25 protein-coding genes are annotated in these 24,602 nt (G+C 65.7%); 9 read left to right on the top strand and 16 right to left on the bottom strand.

Features of this window, described 5'->3' with window-relative positions; translation table 11 throughout:
- Positions 1 to 447: 447 nt before the first annotated feature.
- Both RQP53_RS14415 and RQP53_RS14420 read left to right on the top strand, forming a co-directional pair.
- Positions 448 to 2,292 carry a pre-peptidase C-terminal domain-containing protein gene (locus RQP53_RS14415; protein ID WP_315651054.1) on the top strand — a complete coding sequence of 615 codons (1,845 nt, stop codon included), beginning with the start codon at positions 448 to 450 and terminating at the stop codon, positions 2,290 to 2,292.
- A 104-nt stretch (positions 2,293 to 2,396) separates the two neighbouring features.
- The gene (locus RQP53_RS14420; RefSeq protein WP_315651055.1) at positions 2,397 to 2,567 is read left to right on the top strand and encodes a PEP-CTERM sorting domain-containing protein; all 171 of its coding nucleotides are present in this window, start codon (positions 2,397 to 2,399) and stop codon (positions 2,565 to 2,567) included.
- A gap of 75 nt (positions 2,568 to 2,642) precedes the next feature.
- Here RQP53_RS14420 and RQP53_RS14425 read toward each other — a convergent pair whose 3' ends face one another.
- Positions 2,643 to 3,542 carry an alpha/beta fold hydrolase gene (locus RQP53_RS14425; protein ID WP_315651057.1) on the bottom strand — a complete coding sequence of 300 codons (900 nt, stop codon included), beginning with the start codon at positions 3,540 to 3,542 and terminating at the stop codon, positions 2,643 to 2,645.
- A gap of 109 nt (positions 3,543 to 3,651) precedes the next feature.
- Between RQP53_RS14425 and RQP53_RS14430 the strand changes: the two genes are divergently transcribed.
- Positions 3,652 to 4,143, top strand: coding sequence for a GNAT family N-acetyltransferase (locus RQP53_RS14430; protein WP_315651058.1), 492 nt, complete (start codon positions 3,652 to 3,654; stop codon positions 4,141 to 4,143).
- Here RQP53_RS14430 and arsC read toward each other — a convergent pair.
- Positions 4,125 to 4,478, bottom strand: a complete 354-nt coding sequence (gene arsC, locus RQP53_RS14435; RefSeq protein WP_315651059.1) for an arsenate reductase (glutaredoxin) — start codon at positions 4,476 to 4,478, stop codon at positions 4,125 to 4,127. The two genes, RQP53_RS14430 and arsC, sit on opposite strands and share 19 nt — an antisense overlap.
- A 139-nt stretch (positions 4,479 to 4,617) precedes the next feature.
- Between arsC and RQP53_RS14440 the strand changes: the two genes are divergently transcribed.
- Positions 4,618 to 6,303 (top strand): acetate--CoA ligase, encoded by a 1,686-nt coding sequence (locus RQP53_RS14440; RefSeq protein WP_315651060.1) that lies wholly within the window; start codon positions 4,618 to 4,620, stop codon positions 6,301 to 6,303.
- A gap of 45 nt (positions 6,304 to 6,348) precedes the next feature.
- Here RQP53_RS14440 and RQP53_RS14445 read toward each other — a convergent pair whose 3' ends face one another.
- The 4 genes from RQP53_RS14445 to RQP53_RS14460 form a co-directional block, all read right to left on the bottom strand.
- Positions 6,349 to 7,104, bottom strand: coding sequence for a hypothetical protein (locus RQP53_RS14445; RefSeq protein WP_315651062.1), 756 nt, complete (start codon positions 7,102 to 7,104; stop codon positions 6,349 to 6,351).
- A gap of 10 nt (positions 7,105 to 7,114) precedes the next feature.
- On the bottom strand, positions 7,115 to 7,369 hold the full coding sequence (locus tag RQP53_RS14450) for a helix-turn-helix domain-containing protein (protein ID WP_315651064.1): 255 nt from the start codon (positions 7,367 to 7,369) through the stop codon (positions 7,115 to 7,117).
- A complete protein-coding gene (locus RQP53_RS14455; RefSeq protein ID WP_315651066.1) occupies positions 7,369 to 7,923 on the bottom strand; it encodes a DUF2975 domain-containing protein in 555 nt (184 codons plus the stop codon). The genes RQP53_RS14450 and RQP53_RS14455 overlap by 1 nt, the downstream gene beginning before the upstream one ends.
- A gap of 72 nt (positions 7,924 to 7,995) precedes the next feature.
- Positions 7,996 to 9,831, bottom strand: a complete 1,836-nt coding sequence (locus RQP53_RS14460; protein WP_315651068.1) for an ATP-binding protein — start codon at positions 9,829 to 9,831, stop codon at positions 7,996 to 7,998.
- Positions 9,832 to 9,997: 166 nt separating this feature from the next.
- Here RQP53_RS14460 and RQP53_RS14465 point away from each other — a divergent pair, with 166 nt between their 5' ends.
- Genes RQP53_RS14465 through RQP53_RS14475 form a run of 3 tightly spaced genes read left to right on the top strand, consistent with a single transcriptional unit; the run spans position 9,998 to position 11,559 of the window.
- Positions 9,998 to 10,492 (top strand): aminoacyl-tRNA deacylase, encoded by a 495-nt coding sequence (locus RQP53_RS14465; protein WP_315651069.1) that lies wholly within the window; start codon positions 9,998 to 10,000, stop codon positions 10,490 to 10,492.
- Positions 10,493 to 10,498: 6 nt separating this feature from the next.
- The gene (plsY, locus tag RQP53_RS14470) at positions 10,499 to 11,218 is read left to right on the top strand and encodes a glycerol-3-phosphate 1-O-acyltransferase PlsY (protein ID WP_315651070.1); all 720 of its coding nucleotides are present in this window, start codon (positions 10,499 to 10,501) and stop codon (positions 11,216 to 11,218) included.
- A complete protein-coding gene (locus RQP53_RS14475; protein ID WP_315651072.1) occupies positions 11,215 to 11,559 on the top strand; it encodes a RidA family protein in 345 nt (114 codons plus the stop codon). The genes plsY and RQP53_RS14475 overlap by 4 nt, the downstream gene beginning before the upstream one ends.
- 54 nt (positions 11,560 to 11,613) lie before the next feature.
- Here RQP53_RS14475 and RQP53_RS14480 read toward each other — a convergent pair whose 3' ends face one another.
- Positions 11,614 to 13,338 carry a M56 family metallopeptidase gene (locus tag RQP53_RS14480; RefSeq protein ID WP_315651073.1) on the bottom strand — a complete coding sequence of 575 codons (1,725 nt, stop codon included), beginning with the start codon at positions 13,336 to 13,338 and terminating at the stop codon, positions 11,614 to 11,616.
- Positions 13,331 to 13,699 (bottom strand): BlaI/MecI/CopY family transcriptional regulator, encoded by a 369-nt coding sequence (locus RQP53_RS14485; protein ID WP_315651074.1) that lies wholly within the window; start codon positions 13,697 to 13,699, stop codon positions 13,331 to 13,333. Before RQP53_RS14485 ends, RQP53_RS14480 begins: the two co-directional genes overlap by 8 nt.
- Before the next feature lie 200 nt (positions 13,700 to 13,899).
- Here RQP53_RS14485 and RQP53_RS14490 point away from each other — a divergent pair, with 200 nt between their 5' ends.
- Both RQP53_RS14490 and RQP53_RS14495 read left to right on the top strand, forming a co-directional pair.
- Positions 13,900 to 14,679, top strand: a complete 780-nt coding sequence (locus RQP53_RS14490; RefSeq protein WP_315651076.1) for an oxygen-binding di-iron domain-containing protein — start codon at positions 13,900 to 13,902, stop codon at positions 14,677 to 14,679.
- A 37-nt stretch (positions 14,680 to 14,716) separates the two neighbouring features.
- Positions 14,717 to 15,094: a glutaredoxin family protein gene (locus RQP53_RS14495; protein ID WP_315651077.1), complete on the top strand. Its 378-nt coding sequence runs from the start codon at positions 14,717 to 14,719 to the stop codon at positions 15,092 to 15,094.
- A gap of 385 nt (positions 15,095 to 15,479) precedes the next feature.
- On the opposite strand, the gene RQP53_RS14500 is transcribed toward RQP53_RS14495, so the two are convergent.
- From RQP53_RS14500 to RQP53_RS14535, 8 genes are all read right to left on the bottom strand, one after another.
- Entirely contained in the window at positions 15,480 to 15,830 is a 351-nt protein-coding gene (locus RQP53_RS14500; RefSeq protein WP_315651078.1) for an energy transducer TonB, read from the bottom strand.
- A gap of 29 nt (positions 15,831 to 15,859) precedes the next feature.
- A complete protein-coding gene (locus RQP53_RS14505) occupies positions 15,860 to 17,413 on the bottom strand; it encodes a methyl-accepting chemotaxis protein (RefSeq protein WP_315651079.1) in 1,554 nt (517 codons plus the stop codon).
- Positions 17,414 to 17,580: 167 nt separating this feature from the next.
- Positions 17,581 to 18,213 carry an L-threonylcarbamoyladenylate synthase gene (locus RQP53_RS14510; protein WP_315651080.1) on the bottom strand — a complete coding sequence of 211 codons (633 nt, stop codon included), beginning with the start codon at positions 18,211 to 18,213 and terminating at the stop codon, positions 17,581 to 17,583.
- 56 nt (positions 18,214 to 18,269) lie between these two features.
- Complete coding sequence (locus RQP53_RS14515; protein ID WP_315651161.1) at positions 18,270 to 19,169, bottom strand: DMT family transporter; 900 nt, start codon at positions 19,167 to 19,169, stop codon at positions 18,270 to 18,272.
- A 56-nt stretch (positions 19,170 to 19,225) separates the two neighbouring features.
- Positions 19,226 to 20,113, bottom strand: coding sequence for a 3',5'-nucleoside bisphosphate phosphatase (locus RQP53_RS14520; RefSeq protein ID WP_315651081.1), 888 nt, complete (start codon positions 20,111 to 20,113; stop codon positions 19,226 to 19,228).
- Positions 20,114 to 20,181: 68 nt separating this feature from the next.
- Positions 20,182 to 21,747, bottom strand: coding sequence for a methyl-accepting chemotaxis protein (locus tag RQP53_RS14525; RefSeq protein ID WP_315651082.1), 1,566 nt, complete (start codon positions 21,745 to 21,747; stop codon positions 20,182 to 20,184).
- 114 nt (positions 21,748 to 21,861) lie between these two features.
- On the bottom strand, positions 21,862 to 23,595 hold the full coding sequence (recJ, locus tag RQP53_RS14530) for a single-stranded-DNA-specific exonuclease RecJ (RefSeq protein WP_315651083.1): 1,734 nt from the start codon (positions 23,593 to 23,595) through the stop codon (positions 21,862 to 21,864).
- Complete coding sequence (locus tag RQP53_RS14535) at positions 23,592 to 24,524, bottom strand: hypothetical protein (protein WP_315651085.1); 933 nt, start codon at positions 24,522 to 24,524, stop codon at positions 23,592 to 23,594. The genes recJ and RQP53_RS14535 overlap by 4 nt, the downstream gene beginning before the upstream one ends.
- Positions 24,525 to 24,602: the final 78 nt, after the last annotated feature.

Consider the following 24,602-nt stretch of genomic DNA (forward strand, 5'->3'; position numbering starts at 1 on the left):
GACCCTTAACAGATTTGCTTCGTTTTTCCGATTGGTATTTGCTTGTGGGCGTATATCGCACTAAAAGGATGAAAATATCGATCTAGGCACAGAAGGTTCGAAGGAATTTGAACTTTTGTGGCCATGCAGTCTGGCAGTTCGGCAGTAACCACCCCGTGCAACGAGGAAGCGTCATGTCCGCCTTCAACCCAGTTCTGCCCCTCAGTCGAGCCGCCCGCCGCGGCTGGGCTCGCCTTCGACAGCCAAGCCAGACGGTTCATCGCCGACCGCGGCAGCCGGCCCTGTCCTTGCACTGCACTGGCCGGCATTGCTGAACATCGCTCAGCACAGGGCCCTTCCCGAATCCACACACCGCTTTCGCCAGCGTGCCTACACCGGCGCAATGGCACCTTCCTGCGGGGCAGTACAGACCGCATTCCCTCCCCAGCCAAGCACCAGGATCCCATCATGATGAAACTGACCTGTATTGCCTTTGCCGCCTTGCTGAGCGTCGGTGCCAGCGCCCAGCGGTCGACCCAGCCCACACCCACGGCGCCAGCCAACAGCATCGAGCTCGGTACGGCCGACAGCCTGGTGCAGAGCCTGGCCGCGCAGCATCGCAATGCCTTGGCGCGCTTCAACAAGGCCTTGGGCGGCGAATCGCTGGCAGTGGAGATCAAGGACTTTTATGACCAGAGCGGCCAGGTCTCCATCTCCGGCCAGGCGCTGGAGAGCAGCGACTCGGTCTTCTTCCTGAAGGGCACACGGCGCAATCTGCGCGGCTATCTGGTGCTGCACGCCAAGAAGAAGGCCTTCGAGTACCGTACCAATGAGGCCGGTATCGTCAGCGTGACCGAGGTGCCGATCACCAAGGTCTATCCGGACTTCGACGAGGACTTTCAGCGCAGCAATCGCAGCAACGCAACGGTCGAGCAACTCGCCGTGGCACACCCGGTCTACAGCAGCATGGCTTTGCGCCAGGCACCGCATATCGGGCCCTATGCCAACCAGGACGTCACCAAGCTGGAGAGCAAGCCAGGCAGTGCCTGGGTGTTCTACCTGAACACCGCGGCGGTCATGAGCGGCAGCACGCCGATCAATGGCGTCACCAAGGAGCAGATGTACCGTGCCTGGCAGTCGGTTGCCGACCAGTACTCGATGCTGAAGCTCAATGTCACGACCAACAAGGCGGTCTATGACGCCGCGCGCGCGGCCAATCCGCTGCGCACCGGCGTGATCAACTTCATCAACCAGGACGGTCGCTCCTTCGCGCCCATCCACTCCTTTGGCACGACCTCGGCGGGTACGCTTTACCGCAATCCGGCCAGCGGCTTTGACTATGGCTATGGCATCGGCATGACGGCTGCCCATGAGGTCGGCCACCAGATGGGCATGCTGCACGACGGCGGCGGCAGCGGCGGCGAGTACTTCGAAGGTATCCCTGCCTATCAATGGGGCCCCATCATGGGCAACTACTGGCAGGGCGGCAGCTGGGCCAACCAGCTCTTCACCTGGAGCAAGGGCGAGTACAACACCGCCAGCAACAGGGAAGACGATCTGCGCATCATGACCGTCGACGAGGCCGTTCCCTACGCCGACGACGACAACGTCAACGGCAAAAACCTGGTGCTGCGCGCCAATGGCGAGATCAATCCGGCCGACAACTGGGGCCAGATCGAGCGCAATACCGATAGCGACACCTTCGCCTTCACGCTGGCCAATGCCGGGACGCTGAACCTGCGCGTCGACCCGATCGAGTACCTGCGCATGCTTGACGTCGATGCCAGCATCGTCAATGCAGCGGGGCAGACGGTGGCGCGCAGCAATCTGTCGGTGAACCGCTCGGCCGAGTTCGTCAATCTGAGCTTGCCGGCGGGCGCCTACAAGCTGCTCATCCAGGGCGGGGCCGAGGGCACGCCGCAGAACGGCTTCTCCAAGTACTCGTCGCTGGGCTATTACGCGGTCAAGGGCACGCTGGGCGGCGGCACGACGCCGAGCGCCACCCCATTGACCAGCGGCCAGCCGTTGCCCAATCAGACGGCGGGTACGGCGGGCTGGCTGTACTACCAGATCGATGTGCCGGCCGGAAAGACCAAGCTGACTGCGACGCTCGCCGGCAACAATGGTGATGCTGATCTCTATGTGGCCGCAGGCGCCTTGCCCACGAGCAGCAGCTATGCCTGCAAATCGACCGGCTCGGCCAGCAGCGAAACCTGCAGTGTGAACAGCCCGGCCGCCGGCCGCTACTACGTCGGTGTTTACGCTTATACCGGCTTCAATGGCTTGACGGTGACGGCCACCGTTAGTCCCTGAGCGGCACTTTTTCACCCCCATGCCCTCGGGGGGGCTCAGGGCTTGCCGGGCGACACAAGCGTCCTTAGCCTTGGGACCTCAACATTCACACCGAGGAGTTCCTGATGCAGACAAGTTTGAAGTCACGTTTGCTGGGGCTGGCGCTGAGCCTGGGCATGGTTGGTGAAGCGCTGGCGCAAACACAGCCAGGACGCCTGCCAGAGCCCGATTCCTGGCTGCTGGTGGGCTTGGCCTTGGCGGCCGCGATTGCGGTCAGCCTGAAGAAGCGCAAGTAAGTCGCGAGACCGTGCAACTCCAAAAGCCGCCGGGCCACCCTGGCGGCTTTTTTCATGGCGTCATGGGCTGCGAGATCAGCTCAAGAAGGCCTGCAGATGCTGCGCCAGTACCGTGGGCTGGTCGTGGTGCAGCATATGGCCGGCCTCGTCCAGGCAGACCTGCTCGACCTGGGGCACGACGGCCAGGCGCTCCAGGAACTCGCTGCGCGGGTAGCGATTGCCCCACCATTTCGCGACATCCGTCTCACGGCCCTCGACCCAGAGCAGCGGCGCTTCGATGTGCGCCCAGCAGGCCAGGATCTCGGCCTTGCGGTAGAGCACCGGATTGCTGCGCTTGTGCGCCGGATCGCCAAGGATGTGCCAGGCGCCGTCACGCTGCTCGGCCCAATGGCCGGCCAACCATGCCGCCTTGTCCGGGCTCAGCCGTGGGTTGGTCTTGATCAGCCGTTCGGCCACCGCCACCAGACTGGCATAGGGCCGCAATAGCTGAGGCTGCTTCAGCTCGTCCAGCCAGGCGATCAGCCGGCCCGGCGCCTGCTCGGGGCGGGTTTCGGGCAGACCAAAGCCTTCCAGATTGATCAGCTTGCGAATGCGCGCCGGGCGCAGGCCGGCATAGCTCATCACCACATTGCCGCCCATGCTGTGACCGAGCAGGTCGACAGCACCATCGGGGCTGATGGCGTCGAGCAATGCATCCAGGTCACCGAGGTAGTCGGGGAACCAATAGGCATCGCTGCCGCTGCTGGCGCTGAGGCCGAAGCCGCGCCAGTCCAGTGCGATGACATGGCGCTCATCACCAAGCGCATCAACGACGAATTGGAAAGAGGCACCCACATCCATCCAGCCATGCAGCATCACGAGCGTGGGCCGATCAGCGCTGGGCGTGCCCCATTCCAGCACATGGTGGCGCAGCCCACGCAGGTTCATGAAGCGGCTTTGGAAGGCGCGGCGCGGCGCATAAGGCGTGCTGTTCATGCGCCCACTCTAGCGGCTCGCAGCGCGGCTGACTGTCGGGCGCGAGACAAGCCGGAGTGCTGTGCGCGGCACGCACGGGGCCGAGGCCAAAGCGTGGTCGAATTCGTTCATGGAAACCTACTTCTTGCGTGCGGCCGAGCCGCGTGATGTCGCCGCCATCGTTGGCTTGATCAAGGAACTGGCCGCCTTTGAGCGGCTCAGCCATCTGCTGGAGGTCGATGAGCAGCGATTGGCGCCGCAGCTGTTCGGTGCGCAGCCGGCGGCTGAGGCCATGGTGGCCGAAGCTGCGGGTCAGGTGGTCGCGTTCGCGCTGTTCTTTCGCAATTTCTCGACCTTTCTGGCCAAGCCCGGGCTGTATCTAGAGGACCTCTATGTGCAGCCGGCCTGGCGAGGCAAGGGCATAGGCGGCGCCGTGCTGCGCCGGTTGGCGCAACTGGCCGTCGAACGCGGCTGCGGGCGCTTCGAGTGGAGCGTGCTGGACTGGAACCGCGACGCCATCGCTGTCTACGAGGGCTTGGGCGCCACGGTGATGCCGGAATGGCGAATCTGCCGCCTGGCCGGCGAGGCCCTGCTGAAGGCAGCTCAGTCGAACAAGGACTGAAGCAGTTCCGGGGGGCGGGCGATCACGGCGCGCTGGCCGCGCACGACGATGGGCCGCTGCAGCAGGCGCGGGTGGGCGGTGATCGCGCTCAGCAATTGGACATCGCTCAGCCCGGGATCGGCCAGATTCAGCGCCGTGTATTCGTCTTCGCCGCTGCGCAGCAGTTCGCGAGCGGGCCGCTTCAGCAGGGCCAGCAAGGCCTGCAACTCGCCGAGGCTGGGCGGCGTGCTCAGGTACTCGATGACCTCGGCCGCCACGCCACGAGCCTCTAGCAGCGCCAGCGCCTCACGCGATTTCGAGCAGCGCGGGTTATGAAAGATTCGTACTTGTTCCATCGCTTATGTCCTGTCGGTGCGCAGTGTAGCTACGGGGAATCCATGAGCGGCCCGTGCGGCCTGCTCGCTAGCATCGTCGGCTCTGTGTGCTGAATCTATCGGGGGGGGGGTGATGGCGCAGCGTTCGCAAGGCGATCAGATGTATGGCCATCAACGGCTGCACAGCGAGTTCCGCTGGGCAGTGCCCGAGTACTTCAGCATTGCCGATGCCTGCTGTGGCCGCTGGGCACGCGACACGCCCAACGCGACGTCCATCCTCTTCGAGAGTGACGGCGGCTGCCGGGCGCAGTACAGCTATGGTCAGCTGCAGCGCGCGGCCAACCGGCTCTCCAATGCGTTGCAGCGCCTGGGCGTTCAGCGTGGCGACCGCGTCGCCATCGTGCTGCCTCAGCGCTTTGAAACGGCGGTCGCGCACATCGCGATCAACCAGCTGGGCGCGGTGGCCATGCCGCTGTCCATGCTGTTCGGGCCCGAGGCCTTGGAGTACCGCTTGCAGGACAGTGGCGCGGTGCTCGCCATTGCCGACGCTGGCTGCCGCGCCACCCTCCATGCCGCGCGAGCACAGTGCCCAGCGCTGCGTGAGCTGATCGTCGTTGGCCATGAGGCGCTGGAGCCTGGCGAGCTGGGCTGGCTGCAGCTGCTGCAGGCCGAAGACGCCCGCTACTGCCCGATCGCCTGCCGCGCCGATGACGCGGCGATCCTGATCTACACCAGCGGCACCACCGGCCCGCCCAAGGGAGCGCTGATTCCGCAACGCGCCTTGCTCGGCAATCTGAGCGGCTTTGTCGCCAGCCAGAACTGGTTTGGCTTTGACCCCTTTGACCCCGCCAAGCCCTCCGACGCGGTCTTCTGGAGCCCGGCCGATTGGGCCTGGACCGGCGGGCTGATGGATGCGCTGCTGCCCACGCTGTACTTCGGGCGGCCCATCCTGGCTTACCAGGGGCGCTTTCAGCCGCAGCGAGCCTTCGAGCTGCTGGAGCAGCATGGCATCACCCACAGCTTTCTATTCCCGACGGCGCTGAAGGCGATGATGAATGCGGTGCCACGGCCGCGCGGCCAGTACCGTTTGCGCCTGCAGGCCATCATGAGCGCCGGCGAGGCGGTCGGCGATGCGGTTTTCAACTGGTGCGAAGAACAGCTGGGCCTGACCATCAACGAGATGTTCGGCCAGACGGAGATCAACTATGTGGTCGGCAACTGCAGCCGGCTCTGGCCGGCCAAGCCGGGTAGCATGGGGCGGGCCTATCCGGGCCATCGTGTCGCGGTGATCGACGAGGCAGGCAAGACCTGCCCCCCGGGCGTGCCGGGCGATGTGGCCGTGCATCGGCGAGATGTCCATGGCGAGCCGGACCCGGTCTTCTTCCTTGGCTACTGGGGCAATGAGGCGGCCACGCGGGCGAAGTTCACTGGCGATCTTGCCGACAGCTGGTGCCGCACCGGCGATACCGCGGTGATGGATGCCGAGGGCTATCTCTGGTACCAGGGCCGCAGTGACGATGTCTTCAAGGTGGCCGGCTATCGGATCGGCCCCAGCGAGATCGAGAATTGCCTGCTCAAGCACCCTGGAGTGGCCAATGCCGCGGTAGTGCCCAAGCCGGATGCCGAGCGCGGCGCATTGGTCAAGGCCTTTGTCGTGCTGGCGGCGGGTGCCAGTGGCACGGCGGCCCTGGTGGCGGAGCTGCAGCAGCATGTCAAAGGCCGGCTCGCGCCCTATGAGTACCCGAAGGAGATCGAGTTCATCGAAGCCCTGCCGATGACGACCACGGGCAAGGTGCAGCGCAATGTGCTGCGCCAGCTGGAGCTGCAGCGGGCGCAGGCCGTGTGAGCGCGGCCTGATGGCGACTGGCGCACAGCGCGCCGCGCCAGCCGCTCAGTGATCGCGCATCGACGCGTGAGCACCCACCCGTTGCTGGGGTTCTGGCGTGTTGGGCAGAACCTGCGGCGCCGGTGAGCTGCCGCGCGAGCATTTGCCAGCGGCTTCTGCTGCGAGGTAGAAGGGCAGCGAGAGCAGGCCCAGGCCGCCGCCGAGGAATTCACCCTTCAGGCAATCGCCCTTGGCACTGCGCTGGACCTGCTGTGCCATGCGCTGGCTGGCGTCCGGCCCCTGCGGAATGCCACTCGCCTGGCTGAACCGTTCTTCGTTCAGTGCGCCGCGAGCGGCGTCGCGCAGCGCGCGTCGCGTTGCGGCGCTGTCGATCAACCGGCCGCTTTCGGCCGGCGGCGCAACGGCGCTTTCTGTTGGCGTTGCTTCGGTGCTGGGGGCCGGCGAGGCCGTGGCGTTCGCTGGGCTGGCCGGCGTGATCAGGCGAAGCTGCGCCGAGGGCGCGGCCGGTTGCGGATCGCGTGCTTCGCGCGGGCGGACACTGGCCGGCTCGGGCCGTGTCGGCCGCTGAGCTGGCTGAACCTGCAGTGCAGGGGCATCGGGCATCAACAAGCGCAGATTGATCGCCAGGCGCGGCTGTTCGGGCAGCACTGCTGGGGCGCGGCGCGCCACCTGCAAGCTCAGCAAGATCGCGGCATGAAGCAGCAAGACACCGAGCAGCAGCGGCCAGCGGCGCCAGGCCGAGCGCTCGCTCCAACCGGGGGCTGTGCTGGACGCAAAAGGGGAGGTCAGGGCAAGGCTCAAGCAACTGTCCTTATGGCGCAGCGCTCGTGCTGCACTCGTCATCAGGCAGATCGTCCTCAGGGCCGGCTTCGTAGCTGAGCAGCTCACCGGGCTGGCATTGCAAGGCCCGGCAGATGCGCATCAAGGTGTCGAAGCGCACGCCCTTGACCTTGCCGGACTTCAGCAGCGAGAGATTGGCCTCGGTGATGCCCACCTGCTCGGCCAGCTCCTTCGAGCGCATCTTGCGCCGCGCCAGCATCAGGTCCAGCGTCACGACGATGGGCATCAGACGAACTCCGCGTTTTCTTCGGCCAGCCGGGCCGCTTCGCGCATCACCCGGGCGATGGCCAGCAGCACCAGGCCGATCAGCAGCACCAGATAGTCCTGCAGCGACAGGCCCAGCATCAGTTGGCGGTGGCCGGGCGGGTTCAACCAGGTCAGCGCCAGCACGCTGGCGGTATTGGCCAGCGGCGTCAGCAGTGACAGCGCCAGGATGCCGCGCGCCAGACCCAGCAGATGCCGCAACGGCGCGACGCTGAAGGTGTCGCCACGGCCATAGCAGCGAAACAGCGACCACAGCCGCCACAGGCTCCAGCAGGCCACCAGCATGGCCGGCGAGCAGCCGAGCAGTCCAAAGGCGCGGGAGCGCGGGTCCAGGTGAATCTCGCTGCCTTCAAGCCGCCACTGGCTGTTGACCAGGCTGGGCAGCCAGTCGTCGCTGAACCACAGCAGCGTGGGCAGCAGCAGCACGAGCACCATGCCGGTGAGGCTCAGCGCTTGCACCAGCAGCGCCAACCAGCGGATCTGTAGTGCGCGGGGCGGCCTGGCTTGAGCGGGCATGTGAGGGGCAGCCGGGTGGCGGAGAGTCAGCAACGCAATTACTGTAAAACAATAATTAATTGCTGTCGAACGTCATGGCATTCCGGGCTGCTCGCTGGCGAAATCTGGGGCCACCGAAGGCAGGGTGATGCTGAAGATCGTGCCGCGGCCTGGCGTGGAGCTGACGGACAGGTGCCCGCCCAGCATCTTGACGACGATGTTTTCAACAATGCTCAGCCCCAGCCCGCTGCCGCCTGCACCGAGCTTGGTGCTGTAGAAGGGCTTGAACAGCTCGGGCAGGGCCTCGGGCGGTATGCCCACGCCGTTGTCTTCAACCGTCAGCAGCACGCCGGCGGCCTCGGGGTGCGCACAGATGCGCAGCAGCCCCTCGTCGATGCCCTCGAAGCCGTGCAGATAGGCGTTGTTTATCAGATTGATCAGCACCTGGCCCAGCGGGCCGGGCAGGCTGTCCAGCTCGATGCCGGCAGGGATGTCGAGCTCGATCCGGTGCTTGGCCTTTTTCAGGCTGGGTGCGAGCGACTGCAGCACCTCATGGATGGTGTCGGCCAGATCGATCTTGCGCCGCCGCTCGCTGACCTGATCGACCGCCACCTGCTTGAAGCTGCGCATCAGCGCCTCGGCGCGGCCGAGGTTCTGCTGCATCATCTGGCTGCCCTGATCCAGGGTTTCGCAGAGCTTGAGCAGGCTGGACTTGCGCAACTGCCCGTCGTTCAGCTGTCGCTGCAACTCGCTGGCCATTTGCTGGAACGTGCCCGCGAGCAGCACACTGTTGCCAATCGGCGTGTTCAGCTCATGCGAGACATTGGCCACCATGGCCGATAGCGTGGCCTTGGCCTGGCTGCGCACCAATTCGTCGCGTGATTGCTGCAGCCGCTGCATGGCCTCAGCCAGCTCGGCGCTGCGCTGCTCAACGCGCTGTTCCAGCTCGGCATTGAGCGCGCGAATCTGCTGCTCGGCCTGGACGCGTTCGGTGACGTCAACCACCAGCGCAAACAGGCCGACCACCTGGCCATCGGCGAATTCGGGGATCACATCGGCGTCCATCCAGCTGATCGCGCCGGTCAAGGGGTTGTGGTTGCTGCGCCGGTAATGCTGCGCCTCGCCGGCCAATGCGGCCTGCCATTTCGAGCCGATCTGCTCCAGCGTGGAGAGCGGCACGAACTCCTCAATCGCGCGGCCCAGGACCTGTTGGGGTTCAAGGCCGAAGAGGGCGGCATAGGCACGGTTGCAACGGCGCACCCGCGAATGGGCGTCGAATGACACCACGGCGGCGGGCACGTTTTCCATCAGCACCAGCAACTCGCGCTCCTGCTGCGCCAGCTCGGCGTTTTGGGTGGCCAGGTGGCTGGACAGCTGCAAGGCCCGGTTGCGGCTGTTCATCAGGCCCTGCCTGGCGACATAGGTCAGAAAAGCGATGATGACCAGCACGGCGACGATCTGGCAGCCGACCAGCAGCGGCGTGGCGCGCGGCGTGGGTGCGAAGCGGCCGCTGGCCTCAGCCCAGGCCAGCAGCAAGAGCAGCAGGCCAGAAGCACTGGTCAGGGCGATCAGCCAGCGCCGGCCGAGCACCCAGCCGGCCATCGCAATCGTGAAGGGGTAGACGATGATGCTGGCACTGTGCACGCCGGCAAACTTGACGATGGCCAGGCTGCTCATCAGCCAGACGCTGCAGACGATCACCATCACCGCGCGCTTCGGTCGGTGGCGGGTGAGGCCGGCGCTGACCAGCAGGCTCAGCAGGACGCCGGCCAAGGGCAGGTAACGGACCGGCTCCTTGGGCGAAGACACATAGATGGCCAGCGCCGAAATCAGCAGCACGCCGGCGATGGCCCAGTGCAGCCAGTTGACGAAGCGGCGGAAACCTTCCAGGTCATCCAGGTAGTTCAGCTGTATCGGCTCGGAATCCATCGGCAGCGCAGGAAGGGAATATTCAGGCTGGGGCTAGCGATGGTGAGGCTCGCCGTTTTGCCGCGCTTTGGCAAGGCCCGGCGTTGCGCCCACGCCCTGCATCGTGCAAGTTGGCACAGTGGCAGCGGCGAGAATAGGGGGGTGTCCCACCCCGGTGCCGCAGCGCATGGCCAAGAAGTCCCCCCACGTCAGCGAAACCCCCGCCACCCAGTTCCTGCGCCAGCAGGGCGTCGCCTTTGGCGAGCATGTCTACGACTACGTCGAGCATGGCGGCACGGCAGAATCTTCGCGTCAGCTCGGCGTGCCTGAGCACGAGGTGGTCAAGACGCTGGTGATGCAGGACGAGCGCGCCCAGCCCCTGATTGTGCTGATGCACGGCGATCGTCAGGTGAGCTTGAAAGAGCTGGCGCGGCAGATTCCCTGCAAGAAGGTCGAGCCCTGCAAGCCGGACGTGGCCCAGCGGCACAGCGGCTATATGGTAGGCGGCACCTCGCCGTTTGGCACGCGCAAGCAGATGCCCGTATTCGTCGAGGCCGGCATCCTGGCACTGCCGCGCATCCTGATCAACGGCGGCCGGCGCGGCTATCTGCTCAGCCTTGACCCCCAGGTTTTGCCTAGCCTCCTGGGCGCGCGAAGCGTCCAGTGCGCCAGTGCAGAATAGCGCCCCATGCAAGACACACTCTTTCCCCTGCTGGCCGTGGTTGCCGGCTATCTGATCGGCTCGCTCTCGTTCGCCGTCATCATCAGCCGTTTGATGGGCTTGTCTGACCCGCGCAGCTACGGTTCCGGCAATCCGGGTGCGACCAATGTGCTGCGCTCCGGCAACAAGAAGGCCGCCATCCTGACGCTGCTCTTTGATGCGCTGAAGGGCTACCTGCCGGTGCTCGCGGTGCTGCTCTGGGGCGGCTCGCTGGGGCTGGGCGAAGGCACCGCAGCACTGGTCGGCCTGGCCGCCTTTCTTGGCCATCTGTGGCCGGTGTTCTTCAAGTTCGAAGGCGGCAAGGGCGTGGCCACGGCCGCTGGCGTGCTGCTGGCGATCAACCCGCTGCTGGGCGGGGCGACGCTGCTGACCTGGTTGATCATTGCCTACTTCTCGCGCTACTCCTCGCTGGCGGCCATCGTCTCGGCCCTCTTCGCGCCCTTCTACCAGATGCTGATCTGGGGCGCCGGCCCGGTCGTGCTGACGGTCGGTGTGATGGGCCTGCTGCTGGTCTGGCGCCATGAGGCCAATATCAAGAAGCTGCTCAACGGCACCGAAAGCAAGCTGGGCCAGAAGGCCGGCGCCGCGGTGCCGGCCGGCAGCAGCAAGAAGCATCCGCATGGCCAGGGTTACCAGGCGCGCGGCCATTCGCACCACCACAGCAGCAAGAAGGGCAAGAAATCATGATCGAACGTTTTGATGTCGGCGCACGGATGTCCGAAATGGCCGTGCACAACGGCGTCGTCTACCTGGCCGGCCAGGTGCCGGCCGATGCCAGCCTGGACATCACCGGCCAGACGGCCGATGTGCTGGCCCAGATCGATGCCTTGCTGGCCCGTGCCGGCAGCGACAAGACCAAGATCCTGCGCGCCCAGATCTATATCGCTGATCTGGCCGATTTCCCCGGCATGAACGTCGCCTGGGACGCCTGGGTCGCGCCGGGCCACACGCCGCCACGGGCTACCGTTGAGGCCAAGCTGGCCAAGCCGGAGTGGAAGGTCGAGATCGTCATCACCGCGGCTGTCTGAGTTCTATGCGGCCCAGCCAGCAAGGCGCCCCACGGGGCGCTTTTTTCTTGCCTGTCAGATCGCCTTTGCAGCGAGCTCGGGTCTGGCTTCGCTGCGTGGGCTGAGCTGCTTGCTCAGCACCTCCAGCTTGAGTTTGCGCTGACCGTCGGGGCCGCTGGTTTCGAGGCTGGCGCGCTGGCTGTCGGCCATGAGCAGTCGGGTGTGCAAGGGCGCTTCGCCGGGCTGCTGAAGCTCCAATTCCAGCAGCAGCATGCCGTCCGGCAGAGGGGTCGGGCGCAGCGAAAGGTGCCAGCGCGTCTGGGTGTGGTCCTGGTCCGGTTCGATATCGAGTTCCGCGAGCGCGCCGGATTGGACCTGTACCGTGGGCGATCCAAGCGTCCGCGCGCCATCAGACAAGCTCAATTCCAGGCGTATCGGCGCTCTGAGTTCGGCCGCCAACGTGCGCGCCGCAGCGATTTGTGCGTCGCTATAGGGGAAGGGCGGACTAGCGCCTGCATCGCGCAGGGCGATTCGCAGGCTGAGGCGACGACCGTGGGTGTCCAGCACCGGCAAGTCCGTGGCGGACGCGCGCAGCCTCTCGGGCGCACTGCGGGGCAGCTGGCAAGCGCCATCCAGCAACTGGGCCAGGCGCTGCACCGCGCCGTCATGATGGTGCCGAGTGCTGAGTTCAAGACACCAGCCCTCGCTACCGAGTTGCTGCGCATTGATGCGAGTCTGCGTCAGGCTGTAGCCGGCATCGCTGGCAAGCTTGGCGGGCAAGACCATGCGGGTTTGCAGACTGAGCTGTCGGCCGTCCGGCAGTCCTATGCTGACCAAGGCCAGCTGGTCAGCTTTGCTGGCGGCACCCTTGCCTGTTCCGGTGTCTGGACCGTCAGGCTGACTGGCCAGTCCCACGCCTGTACCCAGCAACAGGCTGATGAACAGCGTGATACGTGACGCCGTGCGGCGCGCCTGATCATGGCGGTGTCGCTGCAGCCAGCGCATTCGCTCGATGGCAGGGTGGCGACGCATCCAGGCGCCACTCAGGCTCGGCATGGCCTCGGCCTGCTCGGCTTTCAGCAGCGCCTGCGCATAGACGGCTAGTTCGGTGGCTGGAAGAGGGCCCAGCACCGCGGCGTCGCAGGCCAACTCCTGGTCAGCGCGCAGCCGTGCCCAGGCCCACCAGGCTAACGGATTGCACCATTGCAAGGCCAGCAGCAGCAGGGCGAGCAGATTCCAGGCGTTGTCATGGCGTTGTGCATGCACCGCTTCATGGGCGAGGATCAGCCGCTGCTCAGCAGCATTGAAGCGCTGTTCGAAATCCCGCGGGAGGGCCAGACGCGGGCGCCACAGGCCCAGCAGCGCCGGGCTGCAGCCCGCCGGGAGTCGCAGCGGCGAGTGTTCGTCGCTCGAAGGGCTGGCGCGGCGGCTCAGTCGCCACTGCTGCCAGGTCGCGGCGCCCAAAAGCCCCAAACTACCGGCGAGCCATAGGAGGCTGAGGATTGTCGGCGTCGGGCTGCTCGTGCGAGACGAATGGGTCGGCTCGGTGGGTGCGAGTCGCTGTACCTGTTGCTGAGTGAAACCCAGTACCGGCTGAACGGCAGGCACCGCAGGGAGCGGGCTCGGCAGGCTGCGCGCCAGCAGCAGCGCGGGCAGCAGCAGCCAGCAGGCATAGGCGGCGCCGGCGCCCAGCCAGCGGCGGCAAGCCAGCCGCAGTACCACCACAGCGAGCACGGCCACGCTGAACCACAGGCTGCACTGCAGCAGCAGGGGCCAGAGCAGGGGCAGGCGATCATTCATTGTCATAGTCCTTGATCAACTGCTTCAGCGCTGCGAGGTCGGACGGGCTGAGCCGGCGCTGCGATGAAAACTGCGCCACCAGCGGCGCCAGGCTGCCACCGAACAACTTGTCCAACAGGCCCAGGCCCTGACTGGCCTGCCAATCGGCGCGGCTGAGCAGCGGGCTGTAGAGGTAACGGCGGCCGTCTTTTTCGGCGTGGATCACGCCCTTGTTCAAGAGGCGGTTGATCAGGGTCTTGATCGTGGCCAATTGCCAGTCCTGCTTGTCGGACAGGTCGGCAGCGATCTCTTCGCTGGTGAGGGGATGCCGATCCCAGAGGATCTGCATGACCTGTGTCTCTGCATCGCTGATGCTTGTCATGGTGTTTCGTTTACGCTTGTAAATGTTCAGCAATGATTACGCTTGTAATCGAAGCTGTCAACAGGGCTTGTGCGTGATGGGCAGTGTCTTTGGGGTCAGGTCTTGCCCGAGCGGAATTTGGGCGTGCTTGATATGCCTCAAGCCGACGCTGCGGAGCTCGGCCTAGAGTGCGGCATCAAAGCCTGGAGGGAGTGATTCCAATGCCGATCGAACTGTTCCGCCGCGACAGCCATGTCTGCCTGATGTTTTCCAAACTCAGCCTGGAAGAAGACGAGGCGGTGCAGTCGAACCAGTTCCTGCTCGTCAATGGCGACACCGGTGCCATCCTCGATCCGGGCGGCAATCTGGCCTACAACGAACTCTATCTGGGCATGACCCAGCATTTCGCGCCGCACAAGCTGGCCGCCATCCTGGCCTCTCACGCCGATCCGGACATCATCGCCTCGCTGGACCGCTGGATGACCGCGACGACGGCGCCGGTCTACATCTCGCGCATCTGGGAGCGCTTTGCGCCGCATTTCTGCAAGCCCGGCAAGACCGCCGGCCGCATCGTCGGCATTGCGGACGCTGGGGCGCGGCTGCGTCTGGGCGAGGGGCCCAGCAGCTTCGAGTTGCTGGCCTTGCCGGCGCATTTCCTGCACGCAGAAGGCAACTTCCAGTTCTATGACCCGGTCAGCAAAATCCTATTTTCCGGCGACCTTGGCGCTTCAATCGGCCATGATCTGAATCCGGAAAAACCGGTCACCGATCTGGCCAAGCACCTGCCGCGGATGGAAGGCTTCCATCGCCGCTATATGGTCAGCAACAAGGTGCTGCGGCTGTGGGCCCAGATGGTACGTGGGCTGGAAATATCAATGATCGTGCCGCAGCACGGTGCGCCGATGGCTGGGCCAGCGGTGGCTCAGTTCATCGACTGGGCCGAGCGGCTGGATTGCGGCATTGACCTGATGGGAAGTGCGGACTATCGCGTGCCACAGTAAGCCGTCGCAGCATGCCGTCTGGCCCTACGATGGCTGGATGGACGAATCATTGAGCAAGCCTGGCCGCTGGCGGCAACTGTTGCCGCTGGGCATTCTGGTTGTGGCGCTGAGCGGCGCTGTCGCCGGCCTTGGGCATTGGCGTGGCGCACAGGCGGCGGAGCGACTGCGCGCCGCACATTTGCAGCCAGCAGACTTGCTGATGTTGAGCAGCGCGGACTGTGCGGTCTGTTTGCGCGCGCGTCGCTGGCTTGATGCCGAACGGGTTCCCTACAGCGAGTGCGACATCGGCAAAGAGCCGAATTGCGAGGCCTTGTTTCGCCGCTTGCAAGCGGTGGGCACGCCGACCTTTGTTTTGCGGGGTCAGGTCTTGTCGGGCTGGGACGCGTCGCGGCTGGCAGCGATGCTCGATGGCTAGGCCGCGCTCAAGCTCATGCACGAGGTCATCCGGGGCAAGGAGGCGCCAGACGACTTGGCATTTGCATGGGTTTTGACGCTTCGGCCCGCGCTTGCAAGCCGCTCAGCTCTCGCAAGGCGTCGAACAGGCCGCAGGGCCTGTTCTCGGTCGCGCCTCATGCCTGCCGGCTTGCAGGCCAGCAGGCTTTCGCCGGGCGTCAGGCAAGCCGCAGGGCTTGCCTTCGGTCGCAGCTCATGCCGAGCGGCTTGCAAGCCGCTCAGCTTTCGCAAGGCGTCGAACAGGCCGCAGGGCCTGTTCTCGGTCGCGCCTCATGCCTGCCGGCTTGCAGGCCAGCAGGCTTTCGCCGGGCGTCAGGCAAGCCGCAGGGCTTGCCTTCGGTCCCGTCTCAATCCTCTGCCTTGAAGACGAGTTTGACTTCGTGGGTTTGCTTTTCGCCGTTGCCTTCAAAACGCCACTCCATCAGCGCGCGCGTAACGGCTCTGTCGAAGACGCGCGGTGGTTCCGATTCCATGATGGACACTTCGGTCACCTTGCCTTCGGCATCAATGCTCAGCTTGGCCTTCACCGAGCCGGCTGACACGCCGCGCTGGGTGGCCTCACGCGGGAACTCGGGCGGCACCTTCTTGACGACCTTGGGCGAAGCCTGCACGGCAATCGCGAACAGGGCTGCACAGCACAGCAGCAGCACGCGACGCGTCCATTGCGACACAGACGAAGCGCTCTGGAATGGGCTCATTGTCTTTCCTCCGTGAAGAAGCTGTAGTTTCAGTGATGGCCGGTGCGGAAGAAGCCGACGGCTTCGAGCAGGCGCGAAGAACTACCGGTCAGCGCTTCCGTTGAGCGGGTCAGTTCGCTGACCAGGCTGGCATTTTGCTGAGTGCTGCGGTCCAACTCGTTCATCGCGTTGTTGACAACACCCACGCCCATGGCCTGTTCCTGGGCCGAGTGGGAGATTTCCTCGATCAGCTGGCCCATATTGTTGACCTCGTCGACGACGCTGTGGATGGTCTGCCCGGCGTTGTTGACCAGGCCAGTGCCTTGCTCCACCTTGACGGTCGACTCCTGGATCAACACCTTGATTTCCTTGGCGGCCGAGGCAGCCCGTGAAGCGAGGGCGCGCACTTCGGAAGCGACCACCGCGAAGCCCTTGCCGTGCTCGCCGGCACGGGCCGCTTCCACCGCTGCATTCAACGCCAGGATATTGGTCTGGAAGGCGATGCCATCGATGACGCCGATGATGTCGCCAATTTTCTTGGAGCTGGCACTGATGTCCTGCATTGTGGCGACCACCTGCGCCACAGCATTGCCGCCGGCCGAGGCCGATTGACGCGCCTTGCCGGCGATGCTGGCGGCCTTGCGGGTCAACTCGCTGGCACCGCTGAGATTGGCAGCGATTTCCTCGACCGAGGCTGCCGTGGTCTGCAGGCTGGAGGCCGAACGGGCCGTGCGGTCGGCCAGATCGTTGTTGCCACCGGCAATCTGCTGTGAGTTCTGCGCGACTTCGCTGGCTGCGGAGCTGACGCTGCTGACCACGCCACGTAGTGCCGTCTGCATTTCAAGCATGGCTTGCAACATTTGGCCGAGCTCGTCGGTGCCATCGGCGCGAATGTCATGGGTCAGATCACCATTGCTGATCGACTCTGCTGCCGCACGCGCTGTATGAACCGGACCCACGATGGAGCGCGAGATCAGCAGGCCGCCGCCGCCGCCCAGGGCGACCGCGACGATGACCAATACGACAGTGACGACGACCGATGTCTTGGCCACCTCACCGCCGGCGCTGGCCAGATCATGGGCACTTTCGAACTGCAAGTCGACCAGCCCCTTCAAGCCCTCTTGATAAGCCTGCTGGGCGGGGCGCACGTCGGTGATCAGACTCTCACGGGCTTCATCGGGGCTGCCATCGACCTGAATCTTGCGGAACTTAACGACCGAGGCAAAGAACTTGGCCTGACGCTCCTTGACCTGGCCAATCAACTCGGTTTCCTTGCTGCCGTCGATCTTGCCCTCCAGGCTGGCGAGTTGCTTCTCGCTTTCCTGCAGCGCGTTGTCGATGGCGGCCTTCTGTTTCTTGATCTGGCCGGCTTCGTCGAGCAGCAGCAGATCGCGGGAGGCGCGGGCAATGACATTGACCTGACCCTCCAGCGAATTGGCCGCGGCGATCTTTACCAGGCTCAGATTGGCCGTCGTATCCAGGTCCTTGGACAGACGATTGGCGCTGGATGCGCCGTAGCTGCCGATGATTATCAGCAGGACGATGAGTAGCCCATAGCTCAGGGCAAGACGCTGGCTGATTCGCAAGCGGGTCAAAAGGCTCATGCTCGGCCCCTCATCAAAGAAGCGGTATTCAGACAGACGCCCAACGCATGCATCCACCGCTCCAGCGGCACGGTACAGCGTTAGGCCTCACTGCACAATCACTTCGGCAGGATGCCAGCCAACTTTAGCGCCTGAGGCGTCGGAAAGGCGGTACAAGTTCCGCCTGTTCATTCGATGCTCAGGCCCAGTGTTGCAGGATCGCCGCGGCCCTGACGCAGCAGTACCGGCTCGTCGCCGCAGAGGTCGACGATGGTGGTCGCCTGCAGCGGGCAGGCGCCGGCATCGACGATGGCCTGCAGCTGATTGTCAAAGCGCTCGCGAATCTCGTTGGCGTCGTTCAGCGCCTCGGTTTCACCGGGGGGTATCAAGGTTGTGGCCAGCAGCGGCTGGCCGAGCAGCTGAAGCAGTTCCAGTGTCACCTTGTGGTCCGGGACGCGCAGGCCAATGGTGCGTCGCGAGGGATGGGACACGCGCCGTGGCACTTCCTTGGTGGCCTGCAGGATGAAGGTGAAGGGGCCAGGTGTTGCCAGCTTGAGCAGCCGGTACTGCCGGTTGTCGACCCGCGCGTAGTTGGCCAACTCGCTGAGGTCGCGGCACAGCAGGGTCAGGTGGTGCTTGTCGTCGACGCCGCGAATGCGTCGCAGCGCGTCGGCCGCGGCCTTGTCGTCCAGGTGGCAGACCAGCGCATAGCTGGAGTCGGTCGGGATGGCGACCACGCCGCCGCCGTGAAGAATCTGCACCGCTTGCTTCAGAAAGCGGACCTGCGGGTTGTCCGGGTGGACTTCAAAGAATTGCGCCATGACCCGATTGTGGTCCGCGCCGCAGCATCGCGCTGTGGCGCGGATGCCGCGCGGGCTCAGTCGCTGCTGGTGTCCAAAGCCAGCGGCGAGTGCGTGGCCGACCGGCGCACGTTCAGCCAGGCCGAGGCGGCACCACAGGCGCTGACCACCAGCATGCCCAGCCAGGCGAAACGGTCCGGCACATGGCCGAAGGCCAACCAGCCAATCGCCGCGGCAAAGGCAATCTGCACATAGACAAAAGGCATCAGCGTGCTGGTTGGCGCCAGGCCCAGGGCCAGGATCAGCAAGAGGTGGCCCAGCGTGCCAAGCGCGCCTATGGCCAGAAGCACGGCCCAGTGCCAGGGCGCCAGCTGCGGGAGGGCCGCCGTGGCCGGCCAGGGCCCCAAGGCCAGCAGCAGACTCAGCAGCAGGGCGCCGACCAGGCCGGTGTAGAAATGCGTGGTGAAGGGGTCTTCCAGGGCGGCCAGACGCGCGGTCAGAATCTGGAAGCTGGCATAGCTGAAGGCGCCGGCCAGCGGGAACAGCACGGGCCAGCCCAGCACGCCGCTGCCCGGGCGCATGACGATCAGCGCGCCGGCAAAGCCGCCGATGACCAGTGCCCAGCGCAAGGCCGAGGTCTTCTCATGCAAGAGCAGCGCGGCCAGCAGGGTGACAACCACCGGCGTCAGCATATTGATCGCGGTGAACTCCGCCACCGGCAGGTATTGCACACCGTAGAAGCTCATCGCGCTGGTGGCCAGCAGCAGCAGGCCGCGGATCAGCTGAAAGCGTGGATGGGCGGCCCGGAACGGTTGGCCGCCGCGTTGCCAGCGTCGCCAGGCCAGCCAGATGGCCATGCTCAGGGCCTGGACGCTGTAGCGCGCCCAGAGGATCAAGAGCACCGGCACATAGGCGCCGAGAAAGCGGATGGTGCTGTCCATCGAGGCAAAGCATGCTGCCATCAGCAGGATCAGCACGATGCCCAGGCCGGCATGCTTCCCGGCGGGAGGCCGCGATGGGGCTGGAGCAGCCTTCAAGACGGGCGTTGAATGCGCGCATCCAGCGCTTGCCAGACGGGCGTCAGCCGGCCGGATAAATCGGGCAGCTTGCCCAGATCGGTATGGCTCTCGGTCGGGCTGTGGAAGTCAGAGCCACGCGAAGCCAGCAGGCCGAATTCCAGCGCGGTCTCGGTGTATTTGGCGGCCTCGGCGGCGGTGTGGCTGCCGGTCACCACTTCGACGGCACGACCGCCATGGCCGATGAAATCGGTGAACAGCGCGTATTCCTCGGTCGGCGTGAAGTCATAGCGGCCCGGGTGGGCAATCACGGCGATGCCGCCCGCGCCATGAATCCAGGCGAGCGCATCGCGCAGCGCCGCCCAGCGGTGCTCAACATAGCCGGGCTTGCCCAAGGTCAGGTAGCGGCGGAACACTTCGCTGACATCCTGGCAGTGCCCGGCCTCGACGAGGAAGCGGGCGAAATGGGTGCGTGAAATCAGCTCGGGATTACCGACATAGTGCAGCGCGCCCTCGTAGGCGCCCTTGATGCCGACCTGGGCCAGGCCGGCGGCCATTTCGCGGGCGCGAGCCTCGCGGCCGCCGCGGGTGGCACGCAAGCCAGCCACCAAGGCCTCGTTGTGGTGATCAAAACCAAGGCCGACGATGTGCACCACGCGGCCGGCAAAGCTGACCGAGATCTCGCAGCCGGTCAGATAGCTGATGCCCAGCGCCAGCGCGGCATCCATGGCGCGCTGCTGGCCGCCGATCTCGTCGTGGTCGGTCAGCGCCCACAGCTCCACGCCATTGGCTTGGGCACGGGCGGCCAGCGCCTCGGGCTCCAGCGTCCCATCGGACACTTTGGAGTGGCTGTGCAGATCGGCGTTGGTGCAGGCGCTGAAGGAGGAGGGGCTGGATGGATTCACCCCACGATTCTAGGTGGCCCCCTTGCTGCAGGCTGTTGCGGGGCCTTTGCGCCGGCGCGAGTTTCGCCTCAGCGGCTTTGGCGCGAGACCCGGAAGCTGCTGATCACGCCGGTGAGGCTGACGGCCTGGTCCTTCAGGCTGGAGGCCGCCGCCGCGCCTTGCTCGACGAGGGCGGCGTTTTGCTGCGTCATCTGGTCCAGATTGCCGATGGCCTGGCCGACTTCGCCAATGCTGGTGCTCTGCTCATTGGTCGCCGCGGTGATCTCGGCCATGATGTCGGTGACACGCTGCACCGAGGCGACGATATCGGTCATCGTCGTGCCGGCCTGCTGGACCAAGCTGGCACCGGTTTCGATCTTGTCCACCGAGGTGGTGATCAAGGTCTTGATTTCCTTGGCCGCCTCGGCGCTGCGCTGGGCCAGGCTGCGCACCTCGCTGGCCACGACGGCAAAGCCGCGGCCCTGCTCGCCGGCACGTGCCGCTTCGACGGCGGCATTCAGGGCCAGGATATTGGTCTGGAATGCGATGCCGTCGATGACGCTGATGATGTCGGCAATCTTCTTGGAACTGGCGCTGATCTCGTCCATCGTCGACACCACCTGGCCGACGACCTCGCCGCCGCGTGTGGCCACACCGGAGGCGCTGACCGCCAATTGATTGGCCTGGCGGGCCGAATCGGCGTTGTGGCGCACGTTGTCGGTCAGCTGCTGCATGGCCGAGGAGGTCTCTTCCAGGCTGGCCGCCGCCTGTTCGGTACGGGCCGAGAGATCGTGGTTGCCGGTGGCTACCTCGGCAGCAGCGACCTGGATCGACTCCGAGGTTTCGCGCACCCGCAGCACGATATTGCGCAAGCCCTGCTGCATCTGCACCAGGCCGTGAGCCAGCTCGCTCATCTCGTCTCGCCCGATGACATCCAGGTGCTCGTCCAGTGCACCGCCTTCGACGGCGGCGGTGAATCGCATGCTCTCGCGCACCGGGATCAGTACCGACAGCGAGATGCGCCAGGCGATCATCATCGCGAGCACGCAGCCCAGTGTCAGCGCCACCCAGATGACGGTTGAAATCGTGCCGTAGACGCCGTCGATGCGCGTCTTGGCGATATCGACGAACTTGTCGACGGTAGTCAGCGCCTGGTCGAGTGCTTTTTCAGCCTCGTCGACCGACTTCTTGGCATCGCGCGGGGCATCCCAGGCTGCCTTCAAGTCGCTGGCCATATCCCCTTTGGACAAGCGCTCCATCACCGGTTGCATGCCGCTGCGGTAAGCGTTGAAGTTCTCGCGGATATTGGCCAGCATCTTCAGCACCGCCGGGTCAACAACGCGCTGCTCCAGATCCTTCAAGCCCTTGTCGGCATCGCGCATGGAGCTGTTCCAGCGTTCCTGGGCCCGATTGAAATCCGCCACGCCGATGGCAGCGAAGATCATGTCCTTTTCGTAGCGGCGCGCGGTCAGCAGCCCGGAGCGCAACTCGTCGACGCTGCGCAGCGAGTTGACGACCTTGTCGTTGAAGGCACCGAAGGCGTCGTGCATGGTGCGGGTGGCGATCCAGCCGCCTATGCCCAGGACCAGCATCAGGATCACCATCAGGCCGAAGGCCAGGCCGAGTCGAAGCTTGATCGATAGATTGCGCAGCATGGGCATGTCTCCTTGATCCCGGAAGCATGCGCAGTCATTGGGCATGGCGTTCCATCAAAAAGCGGGGGCGAATGCCGCCCATCTCGCTAATTTGTCGACAGCCTCGCCCGGCCTTCAGCTGGCGATGAAGGCCTCGACCACCATCTGCACCCGCTGCTGGCCCTGGTATTCGTCCAGGCTCAGCCGGTAGGCCAGGCGGCCGCGTTCGGGCAGGGCGTCGATGTGGCCAAACCAGATCGCGTCGCGCAGCAGGCTGCCCTGGCGCACGCGCAACTTCAGATGCCGCTCGCCGACGATGCGCTGGGCGACGATCTGCACCTCGTCGCAGAACAGTGGCGCCTCAAAGGCCTGACCCCAGACCTGGCCGTCCAGCTCGCGCACCGTCTGGGGCGTGAACTGTTCCGGCGGCAGCGGGCCATCGGTGCGCAGCGTGCGGGTCAGCGCCTGTTCGTCCAGCCATTCGGCGGCCACGCGCTGGAATTCGGCATCGAAGGCCGCGAAGCCGTCGGGCTCCAACGTGCAGCCTGCGGCCATCGCATGGCCACCAAATTTCTTGAGCAGCTGCGGCTGGCGCTTGGACACCAGGTCCAGCGCATCGCGCAGATGGAAGCCGAGAATCGAACGGCCCGAGCCCTTCAGCTGGCCGTTGGCGCCCAGGGCGAAGACGAAGGTCGGCCGGTGCAGGCGATCCTTCAGCCGCGAGGCGACGATGCCGACCACGCCCTCGTGGAACTCGGCGTCGTAGATGGCCAGCGCCGGCGGGATTTCGCCGTCCAGCTTGGCCAGCAGCCGGTCCAGCTGCATCTCGGCGCTCTCGCGCATATCGGCCTCGATCTCGCGACGCTCACGGTTGATCTCGTCCAGCAGCTTGGCCAGCTCCAGGGCGCGGCTCGCGTCCTCGCACATCAGGCAGCTGATGCCCACGGTCATGTCCGACAGTCGGCCAGCGGCATTGATGCGCGGCCCCAGGGCAAAGCCCAGATCGAAGGCATTGGCGCGGCTGGCATCGCGCCCCGCCGCGGTGAACAAGGCGGCAATGCCGGGCTGCATGCGCCCGGCACGCATGCGCTTCAGGCCCTGGGCGACCAGGCGGCGGTTGTTGGCGTCCAGCCGCACCACGTCGGCCACGGTGCCCAGGGCCACCAGGTCCAGCAGCCCGTCCAGCCGCGGCTGGCTGCTGGCGTCGAACACACCGCGTGCGCGCAGCTCGCTGCGCAGCGCCAGCAAGAGATAGAAGGCCACGCCGACGCCGGCCAGGTTCTTGCTGGCAAAGCCGCAGCCGGGCTGATTGGGATTGATCAGCGCATCGGCCTCGGGCAGCAAGACCTGACCCTCATGCACGGCGGCCAGATGGTGGTCGGTGACCAGCACCTTCAGGCCGAGCGCCTTGGCATGGGCCACACCCTCGATGCTGGCGATGCCGTTGTCCACCGTCATCAGGAGCCGGGGCGACAAGGGCAGCGCCAGCTCGACAATGGCCGGCGTCAGCCCGTAGCCGTGGATGGCGCGGTCGGGCACCACATAGTGCAAGGTGTCCGGCTTTGCGCCGAGCAGGGCCAGGCCGCGCAGTGCGACGGCGCAGGCGGTGGCGCCGTCACAGTCATAGTCGGCCACGATGCAGATGCGCTCGCCGGCCTGCAGCGTGTCGGCCAGCAGCGCGGCGGCAGCGGCCATGCCCTTCATGCCTTCCGGTGGCAGCAGCTTGCCCAGGCCGTCGTCCAGCTCTTCGGCGGCGCTGACGCCGCGGGCCGCGAACAGCCGCGCCAGAAGCGGCGAGACGCCGGCCTGTTCCAGCGCCCAGGCGGCCCGCGGCGGCACATCGCGCACCAGCAGTTGCGGCGCGTTCATAGTGCCTCCAGCGGTGCGGCGACGGCGGCGCGCGGTGGGGCCAGCTGGTGCCAGAGCCTTTGCAGCGCACCGTGGCGTTGATTGGTCCAGCTGCGCGCCTGTCGCTCGCCGGCCAGGCTCAGCCGCACCGTGCCGGGCGCCGCGCCGCGCAGCGCGCGATGCAGATCGGCCAGCGGGCCGGCATCGATGGCCGCCCAGGCCTCTGCCCAGGCGGCCCAGTCACCGGCCAGCCAGGGCTCGCGCAGCGTATCGACGACACGCAGTTCGGCAGGCAAGGCCTGACCCTCGGCGCGGCCGCAGCCGCTGATCCAGACCGAGTTCAGCACCAGCGCACCACGGGCCTCGCGGGCCGTGTTCAGCGGGTGGCCGTGCAGCAGCATCTGCAACTCGTTCTGCAGCCGGCGCAAAAGCCGTGCCTCGGGCATCCAGCTGTCGACGTTGCGGTTGAGCACACGCTCCAGGCTGGCGGTGGCCAGGCCCTGCAGCGATTCGTGCCCGATCAGCCACAGGCTGGGCGCCCGCCACTGGCAGCGCCAGCCTTCGGCGCTGGGGAAGAGTTCGGTCGTGAGGGCAGCAAAGAAAGCGCGCGATTCGGCCTCGTCCAGCTGCAGCAGCTCGGGTGACAGCGCGGTGACCTGATCGCTGCCCACCGACAGGTGCAGCGGCGTCAGCTGTGCCCAGGCGAGATCACCGGGGTCGGCCAGCTGCCAGGCTGCGCTGGGCAGGCTGGCGGCGGCCGGATCAAGGCCGCGCTCGGCGGCGAGCAGGCGCTCATGGGGCAGCAGCGGGTTGTACTCGTCATCACCGTAGACCGTGGCTTGCGGGCCCATCAGGGCCAGCAGGGCGCTCAGATGGGGGGTGTTCAGGCCGTGCAGGGCAGCAAGGCCATCGTCGCTGCGCGCGCTGGCATAGGGGATCAGGAGATGCATGGCGCGATTATCGAGGACACCCTCGGTCATCAAGTCTTCATCGCGCTGCCATGGCAGCGACACGGCCGGGCGCGAAGC

The organism is Roseateles aquae, assembly GCF_032337115.1.
Classification (GTDB): domain Bacteria; phylum Pseudomonadota; class Gammaproteobacteria; order Burkholderiales; family Burkholderiaceae_C; genus Roseateles_C; species Roseateles_C aquae.

What these genes read in the sequence shown, in the direction of transcription:
- RQP53_RS14415 (WP_315651054.1), top strand. Translation starts at nt 448, where the DNA reads ATGATGAAACTGACCTGTATTGCCTTTGCCGCCTTGCTGAGCGTCGGT.
- RQP53_RS14420 (WP_315651055.1), top strand. Translation starts at nt 2,397, where the DNA reads ATGCAGACAAGTTTGAAGTCACGTTTGCTGGGGCTGGCGCTGAGCCTG.
- RQP53_RS14425 (WP_315651057.1), bottom strand. Translation starts at nt 3,542, where the DNA reads ATGAACAGCACGCCTTATGCGCCGCGCCGCGCCTTCCAAAGCCGCTTC.
- RQP53_RS14430 (WP_315651058.1), top strand. Translation starts at nt 3,652, where the DNA reads ATGGAAACCTACTTCTTGCGTGCGGCCGAGCCGCGTGATGTCGCCGCC.
- arsC (WP_315651059.1), bottom strand. Translation starts at nt 4,478, where the DNA reads ATGGAACAAGTACGAATCTTTCATAACCCGCGCTGCTCGAAATCGCGT.
- RQP53_RS14440 (WP_315651060.1), top strand. Translation starts at nt 4,618, where the DNA reads ATGTATGGCCATCAACGGCTGCACAGCGAGTTCCGCTGGGCAGTGCCC.
- RQP53_RS14450 (WP_315651064.1), bottom strand. Translation starts at nt 7,369, where the DNA reads ATGCCCATCGTCGTGACGCTGGACCTGATGCTGGCGCGGCGCAAGATG.
- RQP53_RS14455 (WP_315651066.1), bottom strand. Translation starts at nt 7,923, where the DNA reads ATGCCCGCTCAAGCCAGGCCGCCCCGCGCACTACAGATCCGCTGGTTG.
- RQP53_RS14460 (WP_315651068.1), bottom strand. Translation starts at nt 9,831, where the DNA reads ATGGATTCCGAGCCGATACAGCTGAACTACCTGGATGACCTGGAAGGT.
- RQP53_RS14465 (WP_315651069.1), top strand. Translation starts at nt 9,998, where the DNA reads ATGGCCAAGAAGTCCCCCCACGTCAGCGAAACCCCCGCCACCCAGTTC.
- plsY (WP_315651070.1), top strand. Translation starts at nt 10,499, where the DNA reads ATGCAAGACACACTCTTTCCCCTGCTGGCCGTGGTTGCCGGCTATCTG.
- RQP53_RS14475 (WP_315651072.1), top strand. Translation starts at nt 11,215, where the DNA reads ATGATCGAACGTTTTGATGTCGGCGCACGGATGTCCGAAATGGCCGTG.
- RQP53_RS14480 (WP_315651073.1), bottom strand. Translation starts at nt 13,338, where the DNA reads ATGAATGATCGCCTGCCCCTGCTCTGGCCCCTGCTGCTGCAGTGCAGC.
- RQP53_RS14485 (WP_315651074.1), bottom strand. Translation starts at nt 13,699, where the DNA reads ATGACAAGCATCAGCGATGCAGAGACACAGGTCATGCAGATCCTCTGG.
- RQP53_RS14490 (WP_315651076.1), top strand. Translation starts at nt 13,900, where the DNA reads ATGCCGATCGAACTGTTCCGCCGCGACAGCCATGTCTGCCTGATGTTT.
- RQP53_RS14495 (WP_315651077.1), top strand. Translation starts at nt 14,717, where the DNA reads ATGGACGAATCATTGAGCAAGCCTGGCCGCTGGCGGCAACTGTTGCCG.
- RQP53_RS14500 (WP_315651078.1), bottom strand. Translation starts at nt 15,830, where the DNA reads ATGAGCCCATTCCAGAGCGCTTCGTCTGTGTCGCAATGGACGCGTCGC.
- RQP53_RS14505 (WP_315651079.1), bottom strand. Translation starts at nt 17,413, where the DNA reads ATGAGCCTTTTGACCCGCTTGCGAATCAGCCAGCGTCTTGCCCTGAGC.
- RQP53_RS14510 (WP_315651080.1), bottom strand. Translation starts at nt 18,213, where the DNA reads ATGGCGCAATTCTTTGAAGTCCACCCGGACAACCCGCAGGTCCGCTTT.
- RQP53_RS14525 (WP_315651082.1), bottom strand. Translation starts at nt 21,747, where the DNA reads ATGCTGCGCAATCTATCGATCAAGCTTCGACTCGGCCTGGCCTTCGGC.
- recJ (WP_315651083.1), bottom strand. Translation starts at nt 23,595, where the DNA reads ATGAACGCGCCGCAACTGCTGGTGCGCGATGTGCCGCCGCGGGCCGCC.
- RQP53_RS14535 (WP_315651085.1), bottom strand. Translation starts at nt 24,524, where the DNA reads ATGCATCTCCTGATCCCCTATGCCAGCGCGCGCAGCGACGATGGCCTT.